The sequence below is a fragment of the Citrobacter sp. CK202 genome (assembly GCF_030333225.1).
Lineage (GTDB): Bacteria > Pseudomonadota > Gammaproteobacteria > Enterobacterales > Enterobacteriaceae > Citrobacter_B > Citrobacter_B koseri.
This window is the reverse complement of the sequence record NZ_JAOWGI010000026.1, coordinates 1-13,408: the sequence shown is the minus strand read 5'-3', so window position 1 is coordinate 13,408 and position 13,408 is coordinate 1. Positions and strand designations below refer to the sequence as shown.

At 47.8% G+C, this 13,408-nt stretch carries 24 protein-coding genes and 1 pseudogene; 4 read left to right on the top strand and 21 right to left on the bottom strand.

Annotated features, from left to right (window positions below; all coding sequences use genetic code 11):
* Positions 1-7: 7 nt before the first annotated feature.
* From OGX84_RS12925 to OGX84_RS22770, 5 genes are all read right to left on the bottom strand, one after another.
* Complete coding sequence (locus OGX84_RS12925) at positions 8-223, bottom strand: hypothetical protein (RefSeq protein ID WP_230140990.1); 216 nt, start codon at positions 221-223, stop codon at positions 8-10.
* Positions 220-2,337 (bottom strand): phage terminase large subunit family protein, encoded by a 2,118-nt coding sequence (locus OGX84_RS12920; RefSeq protein WP_286458061.1) that lies wholly within the window; start codon positions 2,335-2,337, stop codon positions 220-222. The genes OGX84_RS12925 and OGX84_RS12920 overlap by 4 nt, the downstream gene beginning before the upstream one ends.
* 3 nt (positions 2,338-2,340) lie before the next feature.
* Complete coding sequence (locus OGX84_RS12915; protein WP_200098789.1) at positions 2,341-2,847, bottom strand: DUF1441 family protein; 507 nt, start codon at positions 2,845-2,847, stop codon at positions 2,341-2,343.
* A 234-nt stretch (positions 2,848-3,081) separates the two neighbouring features.
* A complete protein-coding gene (locus OGX84_RS12910; RefSeq protein ID WP_114647475.1) occupies positions 3,082-3,255 on the bottom strand; it encodes a GnsA/GnsB family addiction module toxin in 174 nt (57 codons plus the stop codon).
* Positions 3,256-3,572: 317 nt separating this feature from the next.
* Positions 3,573-3,737: a YnfU family zinc-binding protein gene (locus tag OGX84_RS22770; protein ID WP_219936929.1), complete on the bottom strand. Its 165-nt coding sequence runs from the start codon at positions 3,735-3,737 to the stop codon at positions 3,573-3,575.
* A 91-nt stretch (positions 3,738-3,828) separates the two neighbouring features.
* Between OGX84_RS22770 and OGX84_RS22765 the strand changes: the two genes are divergently transcribed.
* Entirely contained in the window at positions 3,829-4,044 is a 216-nt protein-coding gene (locus OGX84_RS22765) for a YnfU family zinc-binding protein (protein ID WP_353622062.1), read from the top strand.
* A 638-nt stretch (positions 4,045-4,682) separates the two neighbouring features.
* Here the strand turns inward: OGX84_RS22765 and OGX84_RS12905 are convergent.
* From OGX84_RS12905 to cspE, 3 genes are all read right to left on the bottom strand, one after another.
* The gene (locus OGX84_RS12905) at positions 4,683-4,910 is read right to left on the bottom strand and encodes a hypothetical protein (RefSeq protein ID WP_219936925.1); all 228 of its coding nucleotides are present in this window, start codon (positions 4,908-4,910) and stop codon (positions 4,683-4,685) included.
* A gap of 74 nt (positions 4,911-4,984) precedes the next feature.
* Positions 4,985-5,200 (bottom strand): cold shock small protein YmcF, encoded by a 216-nt coding sequence (gene ymcF / locus OGX84_RS12900; protein ID WP_114647478.1) that lies wholly within the window; start codon positions 5,198-5,200, stop codon positions 4,985-4,987.
* Positions 5,184-5,396, bottom strand: coding sequence for a transcription antiterminator/RNA stability regulator CspE (cspE, locus tag OGX84_RS12895; protein ID WP_114647479.1), 213 nt, complete (start codon positions 5,394-5,396; stop codon positions 5,184-5,186). The genes ymcF and cspE overlap by 17 nt, the downstream gene beginning before the upstream one ends.
* Positions 5,397-5,874: 478 nt before the next feature.
* Here cspE and OGX84_RS12890 point away from each other — a divergent pair, with 478 nt between their 5' ends.
* A complete protein-coding gene (locus tag OGX84_RS12890) occupies positions 5,875-6,117 on the top strand; it encodes a YnfU family zinc-binding protein (protein ID WP_309137334.1) in 243 nt (80 codons plus the stop codon).
* A gap of 191 nt (positions 6,118-6,308) precedes the next feature.
* On the top strand, positions 6,309-6,521 hold the full coding sequence (locus OGX84_RS12885) for a KTSC domain-containing protein (RefSeq protein ID WP_286458060.1): 213 nt from the start codon (positions 6,309-6,311) through the stop codon (positions 6,519-6,521).
* Positions 6,522-6,707: 186 nt separating this feature from the next.
* On the opposite strand, the gene OGX84_RS12880 is transcribed toward OGX84_RS12885, so the two are convergent.
* The 13 genes and pseudogenes from OGX84_RS12880 to OGX84_RS12820 all read right to left on the bottom strand — a co-directional run bounded on the left by OGX84_RS12880 (position 6,708) and on the right by OGX84_RS12820 (position 12,685).
* Positions 6,708-6,905, bottom strand: a complete 198-nt coding sequence (locus OGX84_RS12880) for a hypothetical protein (RefSeq protein ID WP_258237892.1) — start codon at positions 6,903-6,905, stop codon at positions 6,708-6,710.
* Positions 6,862-7,131, bottom strand: coding sequence for a hypothetical protein (locus OGX84_RS12875; protein WP_219936921.1), 270 nt, complete (start codon positions 7,129-7,131; stop codon positions 6,862-6,864). Before OGX84_RS12875 ends, OGX84_RS12880 begins: the two co-directional genes overlap by 44 nt.
* Positions 7,128-7,670, bottom strand: coding sequence for a glycoside hydrolase family 108 protein (locus OGX84_RS12870; protein ID WP_219936309.1), 543 nt, complete (start codon positions 7,668-7,670; stop codon positions 7,128-7,130). The genes OGX84_RS12875 and OGX84_RS12870 overlap by 4 nt, the downstream gene beginning before the upstream one ends.
* Entirely contained in the window at positions 7,670-7,951 is a 282-nt protein-coding gene (locus OGX84_RS12865; RefSeq protein ID WP_112002501.1) for a phage holin family protein, read from the bottom strand. Before OGX84_RS12865 ends, OGX84_RS12870 begins: the two co-directional genes overlap by 1 nt.
* Complete coding sequence (locus tag OGX84_RS12860; protein ID WP_115609182.1) at positions 7,938-8,324, bottom strand: phage holin family protein; 387 nt, start codon at positions 8,322-8,324, stop codon at positions 7,938-7,940. The genes OGX84_RS12865 and OGX84_RS12860 overlap by 14 nt, the downstream gene beginning before the upstream one ends.
* A gap of 334 nt (positions 8,325-8,658) precedes the next feature.
* Entirely contained in the window at positions 8,659-9,258 is a 600-nt protein-coding gene (locus OGX84_RS12855) for a hypothetical protein (RefSeq protein WP_219936917.1), read from the bottom strand.
* Between the two features lie 14 nt (positions 9,259-9,272).
* Positions 9,273-10,307, bottom strand: a complete 1,035-nt coding sequence (locus tag OGX84_RS12850) for a DUF968 domain-containing protein (protein WP_219936915.1) — start codon at positions 10,305-10,307, stop codon at positions 9,273-9,275.
* Positions 10,283-10,663 (bottom strand): RusA family crossover junction endodeoxyribonuclease, encoded by a 381-nt coding sequence (locus OGX84_RS12845; protein ID WP_192466400.1) that lies wholly within the window; start codon positions 10,661-10,663, stop codon positions 10,283-10,285. The genes OGX84_RS12850 and OGX84_RS12845 overlap by 25 nt, the downstream gene beginning before the upstream one ends.
* Positions 10,664-10,665: 2 nt before the next feature.
* Complete coding sequence (locus OGX84_RS12840; protein WP_047462972.1) at positions 10,666-10,866, bottom strand: hypothetical protein; 201 nt, start codon at positions 10,864-10,866, stop codon at positions 10,666-10,668.
* A gap of 125 nt (positions 10,867-10,991) precedes the next feature.
* The gene (locus tag OGX84_RS12835) at positions 10,992-11,237 is read right to left on the bottom strand and encodes a hypothetical protein (protein WP_047462969.1); all 246 of its coding nucleotides are present in this window, start codon (positions 11,235-11,237) and stop codon (positions 10,992-10,994) included.
* Positions 11,238-11,283: 46 nt separating this feature from the next.
* The gene (locus OGX84_RS12830; RefSeq protein WP_024130419.1) at positions 11,284-11,517 is read right to left on the bottom strand and encodes a DinI family protein; all 234 of its coding nucleotides are present in this window, start codon (positions 11,515-11,517) and stop codon (positions 11,284-11,286) included.
* Positions 11,518-12,225: 708 nt separating this feature from the next.
* Positions 12,226-12,438: a hypothetical protein gene (locus OGX84_RS12825; protein WP_047462963.1), complete on the bottom strand. Its 213-nt coding sequence runs from the start codon at positions 12,436-12,438 to the stop codon at positions 12,226-12,228.
* 26 nt (positions 12,439-12,464) lie between these two features.
* A pseudogene (locus OGX84_RS12820) lies at positions 12,465-12,685 on the bottom strand (DNA polymerase III subunit theta).
* A gap of 283 nt (positions 12,686-12,968) precedes the next feature.
* Between OGX84_RS12820 and OGX84_RS12815 the strand changes: the two are divergent.
* Positions 12,969-13,373 carry a cell envelope integrity TolA C-terminal domain-containing protein gene (locus OGX84_RS12815; protein ID WP_047462960.1) on the top strand — a complete coding sequence of 135 codons (405 nt, stop codon included), beginning with the start codon at positions 12,969-12,971 and terminating at the stop codon, positions 13,371-13,373.
* The last annotated feature ends 35 nt before the right edge of the window (positions 13,374-13,408 follow it).

Genomic DNA, 13,408 nt, shown 5'->3' with positions numbered 1-13,408 from the left:
TGAAGCCTTAAAGAAAGTTAGCGAGTTTGAAAGAACCGCTGCGACGACTCACGGTTTCCCAGCGTTTTTCCCAGTATTCCAGCTCTTTACGCAGCGCTACCGGATCATGGTTAGTAATGGCGCGCCCGTTCACACCAGTGAAAGACACGCTTTTACCATCAAGGGAGTCATGGTAAGCCTGGCGAACCGTAACCAGCATCTGCTGAATTTCTGTTTTCGTCACAGCCAGCCTCCGTTTTCGCTGACACCCAGCCAGCCGCCAGACAGCGTGCTGGCCTGTTCAGTTTCTGAAACCGGAGACGAACGTGCAGGCACCGCTTTTTTCACAGCAATCTCCCTGGGGCGTTCCCCGTCAATAATGTTTGAATTGATATCCTGAGCAGCCGCCCAGGCTGGCGGTTGTTCCCAGTCACGGATTTTTTCGTAGCCGCGCAGGATCGCGACAGCGTGGGCATAACAGAAAAGGTCAAAGGCTTCGTTATTGCCTTTTCCCGGCTTACGCCATTTTCCGTCTGTCCCACGTTCTTCGTAGGTCAGTTCCTCGTAGAACCATTCCCCGAGCCAGTCAGGAAAATGGATATACCCTGCCCCGGGCGTTTCACGCTCAAGGTTATTACTGAGCTGGTCTTTAAGCAGGTCGGTCTGCAACAGATAAACCGGAACCTCGCCGCGCGCATCCGCCCGGCGATCACTTCGGTCAGTGTTATCGGGATGGGTTCTGGTAATGATTTTCTGACGTTTCGTGCTGTCCCCTTTAATCAGGTAAACCCGTTTACCCAGACCATCACGGCGACACTGACGCCAGAATTTATAGGCGTTATCCGTGACACCATCTTCCCCGCCACTGTCGACCGCCATTGCCAGTACAGGCATCCGCTGCGAAGGACTGGACTGGAGCGGATACGTTTTTTCCAGCACATCCGTGATCAGCAGCTTCCAGTCTTCAGGATAGGAGCCTGGATGCAGTGGCTGAGTTTCGCCATTTTCATCACAGCGCAGGGACTGGCGGATGTTATAGCGATCCACCAGCCAGCGTTCCCCGTTTTCACCGTAACCAATGATCTGGACCACAAAGCGGCGTTTCTTCCCGCCCTGCACGTCAACTGACGCCAGCAGGAAACGGACTTTGGGCGGCACCAGCCGTTTACCGTAATCTTCAGCCCGCTGCATCAGCACATCGGCGCGACGCTGCTCGCTGGCCGCGCGGGGCAGATACGGCCGTCCCCAGTCAGTGTTAATCACCGCGCGCAGGGTCTCTTCACTGCCGGTTGCTTCATAGTCCTGCTCCGCCGTCAGCAGCTTGTAGACCAGTTGGGACCAGGTCTGATAAGCCGCTGCCGGTCCTTCCATCCAGAACGACGCGATACGCGAACGGCGGCCTTCCCCCGTAATATTGCCTTCCCTGTCGATCACCAGGCCCTCACGTAACCAGACGCCCTTTCCGTTAAGTTCCCGCTTTTTATCGGCGGTAATAATGCCGTTACAATGCGGGCACTCAATATGCGCGGCTTCACTGGCTTTCACCGGATCAGCTGTTTCCCGGTAGCCTGTCATTGCCTCCATTGCAGGTTGAAAGTATTCCCCGCAGTGTGGGCATGGCCAGTACCAGCGGCGGCGATCGCCGCGATTGTATAAAGCCAGGATTCCGGTGGTTGGCGGAGCTTCGTGCGGCGATTTACGCCGCCACTTGGTATTGGTGATTTCCCTGCCCGGAGAGCTTTCGACCAGTGTCATCCCCGCAGACATAAAGGTGGTGGTACGTTTGGAGGCAAGGGTAAAGCCATCGCCCTCGCCATCAATATCTTCAGGGAAGCGATCGTAATCTGTCAGCGCCACGCATTTAAAATCTGACGAGGACATGATGTTGATGGAAGGCCAGCCAATCTTCAGGTAGTTCCCGGCAAGGAAGGTCCTGTCATGCACGTTGTTGTCGTTGCGTAACGGACTCAGCCGCTTTGCCACTTCCGGGCTGACACGAAATGTTCTGGCAAGACGTTTTTTGGAGTGTTCACGCGCTTTCTCTTCCGTCATCTGAACAATGAGCATATCCGACGGATCACAGACAATGTTGTACACCACCCATCCATCAATCAGACCGATTGTCTTACCTGTTCGGGCCGGGCCAACAAAAATGACAGCATCATATTCACGCGATGCCAGGCAGTTCATGGGTTCCACAACATAGGGGGCAAGGTCCGGGTCCCATTTAACATAGTTACCCACACCAACCGGGACATGCATGTATTTATGTACGGCCTCGGCAACAGGCATTCGACGTGGCGCCCTGATGATCCCGGCAGTGTTTTTTCTGACCTCCGCCGCCGTGGCCTGTCGCATGGCTTACTCCTCTTCTGACGAACTGTCCTCCTGTTCCGGCGTATCTGCCTGTTCAACCTTCAGGGCAATCTGATCCCGCAGGTCATCAATTACTTTTTGCACCCTGACCACAGCAGCAGGTGTCATCGCGCAATCGCGCTCCAGAATATCCGGCAGCGTTTCCAGTACCTGAACGACGGCTTTCGCCATCGAGGAAAATTCGCGGGTAACTGCCGATGCCGGAATAAGTTCACCTGTTTCCTGCTGGAACTTAAGGCGTTCACGTTCAGACTGAAACCACGCTTTGCGATCGGGTGGCAGCATCTTATCGACGTCCACCAGTTCCGGTGTCGTTGTTCGGCCCAGCAGTTCCCGGAGAATATCCAGAACGGAATAAAGTTTGAGACGGGAATTACTGCCGGGAGCAGGTTCGACATTATTCAGCCTGCTGGCGACCGTCTGACGATGCAGATCGGTAAGCACCGCCAGCTGGTTAATATTAAGGCGGAGATTTTTCAGCTCGTTATCCATGATGATGAACAAAAATTAATCATTTCGACATCGTGAATAATTTCACGACTGAAATATCAACAGGTTAAGGGAATGATGATGATGCCGATAAAATGCAAAAAACCAGCCGTTTTCCGCGTGTCCTCGCCCCCTCGGTGCTCAGAATCACCGGAAGGACCCACTGAAATGATAATGATTATCAATTAATAAGGTATAAAAAAGGCCGCCTAAGCGACCTGATGAGTAAGGGAGAATTTATATGAGTTTGATCTTAACTGCGTAACCTTCGAGACCAGTCATGGTTTCTCTGGGAGTAAACTCAATTTCAGAAACTTCTTTGCCCGTTTTTTTTCTCAATTCAGCAATCTTTTTAGAGATAAGGGCGGAAATTTCTGCTTCTGCTTTTAGCTTTTGTTCCTCTAAACTCATATTGACCTCTTCTGGTTTTTCAAAAGTATGAACATGCCAGTAAAGTGGTTGATAGCATAAGTTTTCAACACTAACTTATTATAAATTATAATCTATTTTCCAGCCATTCTCTCAAGTGTAAAGGAGCATGAGAGCTACATAAAAGCTTTTCAGTGAATACACTGAACCCTGTCAAAACAGTTAGAACATCATGTATGATGAATTCATTCCAGAACTATATTCAATTATTGTTTTTCAATAACCTGATTCAGTTTAAACGTCTCATTTTTATTGCACATCAACAACAATTCAGTGCACAACAACCGTCGGTCTGATAATTATCGAGAAGCAACAAACAGTGCCTTACAACGAGGACAGATTAATGTTCTACCTTGGTTAATCTTTACTACTGACTGTCGAGATTTATGTCCGCACTCCGGACAGATTACAGTGATATTTGATGAATTACTGAATAATTTTATTACTTTATTTAAGAATGACATAGGAAATACCTGCCCCAATGAATATGTTTCAGCATATCATCAATTGTCTAAAAAACACTCAAACAAAGAGCAATTGAACATCGGGAGGTGTATGGTTGTGATCCCCTCCCTAAAAAAGGAGTTACCACTCATGACATACTCCAGTGGGCTCAGGCAATTCAAAGAACGTCCAGTCGAAGTCAAATGTCCGGAATGTTCACGCATAACGAATCAGAAATCCAGACAGTTGCGCAGAGATAAGCCATTGAAATGCTCTTACTGCGGACACATCTTCCTGCCATCTGAATGTTCATGCATAGGTGGATAACCGACTAATTAGAAAGAGAAAATTAACATTTAGAGTGCAAACGCTTTTTAAAATGAGTAACTGATTATGAGCCACAAAAATGAAAAAATTATAGAAGGATATGTGATTGAAACTTTACTCCGTGGAGAGATATCACATCCCGTATGCATCCATCGGGTGAAATTTACTAATGGTAAGTTTGCTTTGATTCGCAGTGTAGGAAATGTCTGTTTTGTTGCCGGTGCATCCATCAGACGAGAAAAGTCATACTGGTCTCTTCATAATACAAAAATCAGGCTTCTTCCGTTTGAATACATTAGTGAAACTGAGTCTAAAAGACGCTTTCAGGAGGGATAGGACGAATCATTTTTCTCAACCCAGTTTCCTTTGCTGTCCTTCACAACCTCAATAAACTCTTCGGTCGGAGACGGTGAACCACCTTCGTCCTCCCACTCACTTAAGGATTGTTGCCACTCTTCCTGTGTCAGAACTTTTCCTGTTACAGAACTTCGTAGATAAATCGTCATAACCAATCTCAGCCCAATAAAATGTCTTTCTTAACTATCATTATAGGTGAAATACGGGGTTACCTCTTTTCCTTGTACCACGACACCACCTCTGTCCATAATCTTACAGAGGCGAATAAGCAGAACAATCAGTTACATCAATTTCCTTGCTGCTTCCAGTATCTCCTCAGAAGATAGTTCACGGTCAGTAGCCACATTTACAATTTGGTGATCGCCAGTCAGAGATGGGAACCCCGCAGACATAACAGTCAAATGCGCTTTTTCACCATTAGGGTAATCCCGCAATATTGTTGTTATGGCCGGCATAACCTCTACGACAGCAGCAGGTTCTGCATTAAAAAATACTATTACTTTTTTCATAAGGTTATCCAGATTAGTGGCGAAAACCATGCTGATTACACAAGATAAAAAGGCCCCCGTAGCGGAGCCTTAATTTACTTCCGAAAATCCAGAGTAGCCTGTCCGGAATTGATGTATGAAACAATGTTATCAAATGTAATCATTGGTGATTTACAAAAAATACATTTCGCTCCGGACGGATTTTTGTCAGTAACATCAAACACGGATGTCCTGAATTGTGACCCATGGCAGCATGGACACCTGAAGTGAATATAGTTAGAGATAATTGCCGCCTTAAAGTGCCACAACATTTACAGCTGACGGGCCTTTTGGTCCTTGCTCGACGGAAAATTCGACTTCCTGATTTTCATTAAGAGTACGGAAATCTTCACTTTGAATTGCAGAGAAATGCACAAAAACATCCTTGCTACCGTCTTTTGGTGTTATAAATCCAAAGCCTTTTTCAGGATTGAACCATTTGACCAGACCAGTGATTTTATTTGACATAATTAATACCTTTTTGAGTAAGCCCTTAGACATGATGGTCTGAATAAAATTTATCAGAGAGAAAAAAACCTAAAGAAATCTCAAGAGATATTAAGAATGAGAGGTATTACAATAACTGCTTCAGATAATTTTGTATCAAACCGCACATTCATTAACGCATGGTTAACCATGCTTAGCAAGCATTAGTTTTGTAAAGAAATTCTTAGCCTCTTTCTGCATCATTTGAATGGTAAAAATAACAGAACTGGATTTATAAATAAACTCTGTCATGCTGATCCAAACCTTTATCTGTCACCCTAAGTTTTCAAGGGATTTAGGCTCATGGAAGAGTCAATTTTTTAAGCCGTGTAGATCACGACACTAATAGTGTTAGCATATCAATAGATAACGTCAATATCGACGTAAATCAGCACATTCGCCAACCGCTCCAGTCAGTGCAAACCATGATACATAGTGATACTAAGATAAATGTCCGGAAATGAAGGCGAGCTATTTCTTATCGAAACGTGTATGGTTGCAGCCTTATAAAAACAGGAAGCAAACTATGTCCGGACGTAAAGATACAAAAAATCGTCGTAATCACCTTGTAAAATGTTCCTGTCCTGCCTGCTCAAAAGATTCAGAACATAGCTTTATGAGAGTTCAAAAAGGGACACAACTCATCTGCCCATACTGCAGCACGTTGTTCCAGTCAGCCTTAGTTCCTTCTTTATCACGGTAAAACCCTGCCTGGGTGGTAATGCTTTTCTTACGTTAGTTAGCCCCGCCGCTTACGGGGTCATCGCCAGGACAACATACATTCTCGCCAACACCTGAGTCAAAAATACTAACAACTTGTTTATGTTATTTCCCCTGGAAACTGTTTAATGGTGTAGTATGGAAGGCTAGTATCATTAACCACAAGGAAATAAAATGTACTTCTATGAGGTCATATCATCAAAAATAAAATCTATTGGTTACTACCCTTCAGAGAAAATACTGGAGATAGCGTTTGTAGATTCAGGTACTTATCAATACATTAGAGTGTCGAAAAAAACTTACAATTCCTTTGTGACGGCAAAATCCAAAGGTCGATTCTTTGATGGCGTAATTAATAGCAAATATCTTTGCCGAAAAACAAGGTAAGCCAACACAAAGGATGCCCGACTCATCACCGTCCTGCTCTCTACTTACATATTAAAATGGAAGAAACCGATACATCGGGATGTTTCACACTTTCTCGTTCTCACTATATCGCGGAGGAATATGACCGGATATGGACAATAGTTAAACAGCTAGAAATCAGCCGTCATCCAATATGTTTTCTCTGCTTTAGTGCTTAATTTCTTTTACTCCCTGTTTGCAGTTGAACTGTACTGCTTTGTTGTGCGCCAGAATGTCTTTCTTCGTATACCGATCCATTACTTCAATATCATGCTCAGTAAGGTAGATGACGCGTACCCAGTCACAGGCCGTGTCCGTTACTTCAGGTTTTGCGGGTAAAGTTCTCACGCAACTCGCGGTCAACATCGTCATCAGGAAGATGATTAACAGTCTGCTGTACATCCCTGGCTCCTTTTGTTGTCTCTACCCGGCGTTCTGCAACTGCTTCAGTAGCTGCCGCGCGTTCTTCTGTGCGTTGAATTCCCGCTTTGGTTTCCGCTTTGCTGGTGCCGCGCGCGTGACCGAAACCAAATGCGCCTGCAATTGCGGCCAGCACAGCAACAACCAGGCCGATAATCATCTCCAGCGTCATATAACCACCCGCTCCTTTACCCAGCCATAAACAAACGTCTCGTTCGCGCTGCGCTGTTCTGCCAGTTCGAGATAACGTTGACCCTGACTGCAATTCAGGGCGCGGAGCATAACCAGTTCGCCCTCTTTCCCGCGACGAGAAAGATAGCTTTTCAGCGCGCTGATAGTTCGCGGACCGATAAATCCATCTGCAATCAGATCGGGATAAAGTGAGCCCTGAATGTTGAACACGTTCAGCCAGCGCTGAAACCATTTGGTCTGAACCGATGGGCCCATGTTTACGCCCGTGTCGCAGAGTTCGGCGGCGATGGCTGGTGACACCTCAGAAACAAGGTCGAAGCGTGGGCCCGTCCAGTAGTCAGCCGTCAGAATATCCAGCGCCTGCTGGCGGGTGAGGTTCCGCATATCTCCGGTGTACCCGTGGGCCCGAGCTACCGCTTGCGTAATTCCCCAGTTTGTTGGCCCGCCTTTATCGTCAGGATGATTAACGTAACCCCCTTCTTTACCGAGAATGGCGTCAAAAATTTCGTCTTTAGTCATTAGTGCCTCAGATGATCAACCAGACGTGCAACGTTGCCTCTGACGGCCACCAGCACGGAAAGGAAAATGATGTTGGCCCCAATCGTGGCCCATGAGGAATGAGGGTAAATGCCGCACAGATAGGCCAGTGGCACTGTGCTGTATGTGACTGTAATAAGCCACGCCAGACGCGATACCCACGGACGATGCCGGGAATCACCCCGGCGGTAGAACATCAGGGTTATTACCACCCCTGCGCAGAGTAGCGCGTTAACAGTTGCTGACGGGTCATTTAGTACCACCTGAACCTCCCCGGCGCGTTATCAGCGCCACCAGCGAGCCGACATCCTGGTTATTCAGGAACGTCAGTATTTTGACGGCTAATGCAGAAACGATTACTGCGCCGATGGCGTCCAGAGGTTTATCGTTGTAACCCGTCCAGGTCGCCAGTTTTGAACCCACCAGCCCGGAGCATAGAATTCCAGCGATATACGACACGACGAAATACGCCAGGCGGCGGGTTGCGCTCAAATCTGCGGCGGTAGCAATGTAAAATACAGCCCCTGCAAATGCGCCGAACACCACACCGTAATCAGTTCCGGTCAACAGCCCATAGACACTGGCCCCCGTCAGGGCGCCGCCGGCTAACCCGGTGCCGGAAATCGGATCGGACATTGGTCCCCCTCTATTGCTGTGAGTCCTCTCAGAAAACTTGAGGGGAAATAAAAAAGGCCACCGGATGGCAGCCTTCATAAAAGATATCTGGAATGAATCAGGAAAAATCGGCGATATGACAGGGGTACTGATGCAATGCACCTCGCGAATACCCCTGCCGTATCGCCGGAAAGCAAAAGCCCCGACTGGCGGGGCTCTCGTCATAATCAAATTGTCGCTTCTCATCGCTGCCATCGTGGCGCAGCTCTGCCAAGCATGAATGGATTATCTAACTTTCTGGGTAGAATTCAATGTACATAGCCAGAAATAGCACTAAAAGCTAAAATAACAATTTCTAATCATCCAGGAGTTTCCGGGCTGACAGATAAACCTTCGCTCTGAAAATCTGCAAACACCACTTAACCCGTTCCCTCGCCTTTTCGGGGGTTAACCACGGCGCGATTGCCCGTAACTCTCTTGTGATATCAGAGATTTTTTTTCGCGTGGTGTAATACTGAAGACCAACGACATATACCGGATCATTGACATCAAGCGCCAGCAGCACGGATTGCTCAACAAAATCAACATCATCATTATGCAAAGCTTCATCAATTACGCTTGTGGCTGGCTGGGGCCATAGAATGGTGTGAGCGCGATTTAGTGCCTGCTGCCCCTTAAATCCCTCACTGCGAGCCTGGTTCAGCGCAGCCGTAAAACGCTCCAGCGCTTTATCTGACCAGCGACCTCCCCTCAGTACATTCCAGCATTCATGTCCTCTGGGCATGCGTGGGGCAGTTCCCCCGCTCACACCTTCCCCCCATATCGTTAACAGTGATTTGATCCATGCCGACTGAATCCCGGTAAGGAGAGTACATTTCCCCAGCCAGCTTTTGCGGGGTGCCGATGCTGCTTTTTCCAGCGCTGCGCGGTGTGAACGTTTTTGACGTGGCGTCATGGTTTTTTTCTCCTTTATGCCAGCACGCCAAGCGCGAACGCCCGGTCCAGCACATTTTTCAACATTTCAAGCTGAGAACCGTATTTACGTTCAAACTTGACCGGATCGTTATGCAGTTCTGTGTGATGTTCACGGCACAGCGGAAGGGTAAAGCTGTCATGGGCTTTTGTTCCCATTCCTCCCTGCCCGTGCCCGATAAGATGATGGGGATCGTCTGATGGCATTCCGCAACATTCGCACGGCTGGGTCTTCACCCACTGAACATATTCAGGATTTACCCAGCGAATACGTTTTGGCCGCTTCATAAGGGTTTGCGGGGATTCTGGATCAACGGTCAGCGCCACAGCAGGCTTTGTCGCCGGTATTACCGGAATAACGTAACCCGACAGCAATTCCAGGCGTTTTTCCAGAATGCTGGTGGCCGGAACCGAAGGGACGATCTCGCTTTCCTTATAGACTGACCGCAACGGTTCGTTCGGCAGTGCCAGAGCGCGGCTCGCCATCCCTTCCGGTATCGCTGCGGCGACGCCGGAATACACGGCCCACCAGCACAATTCCGCAAGTGAAAGCTCTCTGTCTTTACCACACCTTAGCGCCGCTAATACGTTATCAATCACCCACTCGATCAGGTTCTTGCGGGCCAGCGCCGAAAGTTGCTCCGTTGCCTGCTCCCGCAGCTGGTTATCACAATGCCAGCAGACACGTATTGCCCCCGGCTCATATCGCATATTGACCAGCTCGCTGTGGTGATACTCTGAATGCGGCCACTGGCAATGGCTTACCCGACGTCGTAACCATTCCTCCAGCGCCGTAATTCCTCCAGCAGCGCGGATCACCCGTTCATCAGTAAAAAACGGCACCAGCCCGCTGTCTTCTGCCAGCGGCTGGCGGGCATCAGGGATTTTCCCGGATGGCCAGCGCGTCATATACTCTGGCGGCTTTTCTATCAGCACCCGACCATGATGAAACAGACCGAGCAACTCACTGCCTGGCTTCAGCATTATCAGCCCCATTTCACGAACGATTACGGGTTTGAGCAGCGCGCGCATTCAATAATCTCCCGAATGATTATTTGCCCCTTTTCTCCCCATATTTTTGTGACGCGCCCGTCCCACACGCGGCTGTCGTCGTCAAATATCGCGTCAAGTAACGCCTTTTCGAGATTGTCCTTATCTGGTTTCTGCTGGTGCGGTTTCCCGCTCATTTCGGCGCGGCGCTTCCTGCTCCAGCTGGCGGGCATGGGAAGTATGAATGTGACGTGATAACCCGACTCAGGCAGTGAGACCTTGTTCAGCCTGACTTCATCGCAGAACGCACGATAGCGAAGCACCGGCGGGCGTTTCTGCCATTTATCCCGCTGAGTCATTCTGGGTTTACCGAGCGGCGTAATGTCGTAGACGTGCATAATCACCCCCACATCCGCGAGCGATACGATTTTTTAGTGCGCGCCGGGCTGGCGTTTTCAGTCAGTAATGCACTGACAATCCAAAAACATGGATCAGAGTCCAGACTTCTCTCTGTTTTAATGCCCTTTGCCCGGTATCGTTCCACCAGCTCGTCGGCCTGCTCGGTGGTCAGCCCATGATGAGTGAACCAGCTCCGTTTCATGCCACCTCCCGAATGAGCGGCAACAGAAATGCGCTGGCGTTGGGTAACGTCAGTGAGGATTGTATTTTGAAGTGGTTTTGCGCCATCGCTTTCTCCGTGGCGCAGCAGGTATAGGTTGTTCAGGCCTATGACGGGAGTGTAACAGAATTCAGAGAAACGCGATAACCAGCGCGTTCCAGCATCTGGGTAAAGAGGCTCGGCGTTCCGATAATCTCATCGTCCTTTAGTGGCATGAAAGACACCATGTTGCCACGCCGGTACATCAGCGCACGCTCACATTCAGGAAATGAGTGCAGCCTGGCAACGATAACCCCATCGTGGCATCTGATGACTGCATAGCCTTTTTTTGGTAATTCTTCTAATACTTCCACCGAAAATCCCTCCCGAAAACCAGGGCAATAACCAAACGCTTATATATCAATAAAACCAGTCGTCGGCGCTTTCCCAGGTCTCCTGAAGAATCTCCTCAATGCGCTGCTTGTCCCCTTTTTCACCCCCCAGAATACTCAGGCCATCAGCCCCGGCGCGGCGAATTGTAAGTTTTACCCCTTCATAGTTCTGGCTGAGCCTGCGTAACAGTTCGGCTTCTAATGCTGGCACTGCGCCATCAGGAAGTTTCTTTGTTCGATCAATAGTTAACTCAACTTTCATAGTGGCCTCCACTGCGTATACTGTGTTTTTATACAGTATACCTATAAAACAAAATGATCAACGTTTTAAGAGCACGAATTGTTAACCCGCAGACACAAATTTCAGGCGTAAAAAAACCCGCCGAAACGGGTCGAATTAGCAATATTTTATTAAGTGGCAATTTCTTTCTGCTGACAAAGCTCAGGCAGATTCGCGCGGACGAGCGCCTCGGCGAACGGTGGCTGTTAGCATTGACGCAATTGGAATCGGTCAATCCTTATACATGCTTTCCCTCGAAAACTTCTGTAAAACAAATTTGGTATTGTTCGGTTTAATACCCTCTGTTACATCACCCAAACATGATTGCAATCGGTGCCAAAGCTCTTAGAGAGAAAAAACCTCCTTAAAAGGAGGTTTTTATTTTTAGCGAAGTGCTCTACGCCTCACCTGTTTAACCGTAACAGCCATAAGGTTGATGAAGGCGACTGCCACACTCCCTAATGTGCCTACAGCAAAGTCGCTCATTTCAACAACGCCCAGCCCAAGAAGTATAAAAAGGACCAAACATGTCAATATGGTTGAACAAAAGACACATAAAAGCAGTGATACAAAAAGTCTGAAGAAAAGACTTTTTTTCTTAATGCGCATTTAAGTCCCCTTAAATGCGCAGAAGTCATCGGAGTTGTTCAGGCTCCGATGAAATGATTATGGCGGGTTGATTATCAATGATCAACGTGGTTTTGTGAAATCAACAAAGTATGTATCAACTTTACCGCTCTCATCCTTCTCTATGAAGTATGTGACTTTCGTTGAAAGTAAGCTACTCGTTTCTTTTTCAATGTAACCATAAGCACCATTATCATCAGGCTTGCTACTTACTTCATGCATAAAACTTTGACCATCAGCAGAACCGCCCTTTATGGTTACTTTTTTTAGGGCCATATTATTACCTCCTAGTAATTAATTAGTTACTTTTTGGCGTTCTGCTCCGCCATTTCGATGTAGCGCGGGTCACTGGCGCGCGGGAGCTGAATGCTTTGCTCACGGTAGAAACGTACTCGCTCCATGAAATACTCGCGCAGGTGCTCAGGCTGCTCGCGAGCCACCTGTTCTGCGATAACCGGCATGTTCAGGCGTTCTTTTTGTCTTGCTCGTCTTTCGGTTTTGCTGCGATGTTCCAGTCTGACATGATGAATCCCCTCCATGCTTTGAGAGGTATTATACATTACGCAGCCATTTCTTTAGGCTGGCAAAGTTCGGGCAGATCCGCCCGGACGAGCGCCGCGGCGAACGGTGGCGGCACAGCATTACCGCAGCAGGAAACCCTGCGTGGTAGATTTCGTGCAGTTGAAACATTAGTAATGAAGTCTGTCACTTCATTACTGAAGAAGTAATGTAACTATCATATTTTAAATCTCTGAAAATAACTATACAATTCAATAAATTGAATTTCAGCATGACGGGAAACATGTATGATAAAATTTTTAATGTTGATTGTGGTGACATTAACCATTGCAGGTTGCTCCCCTCTTGCACCTACAGGCTGTCAGAAAAAAAACGCAATGGAATCATGCGAATATAAGAGTTCGGGTAAAGTGTCAGATAAGGATATATATGGATGGTATTCATCCAGAATAAAAAAAGCTTTGGACGCAGCACTTACAGAGCCCCATGCCTGGAATGGTAAAAGATGTAACGCTCATTTGGATTTCAAAGTCGATGGCACCCTGCAAAATTTTATCGTGAAAGGTGGTGACAAAGATTATTGCGCTGCATTGCAAAAAGCTTCTGAAAGAGCGACATTCCCGGCGTTTACCGATCGGAGAGTTTACTTTAATATGGGTTCCGCAAGATGGAACTTCGAAGGTCAGCCATGAAAACTATGGTGCGCCGGGAGATCCCCGGCGTTCTC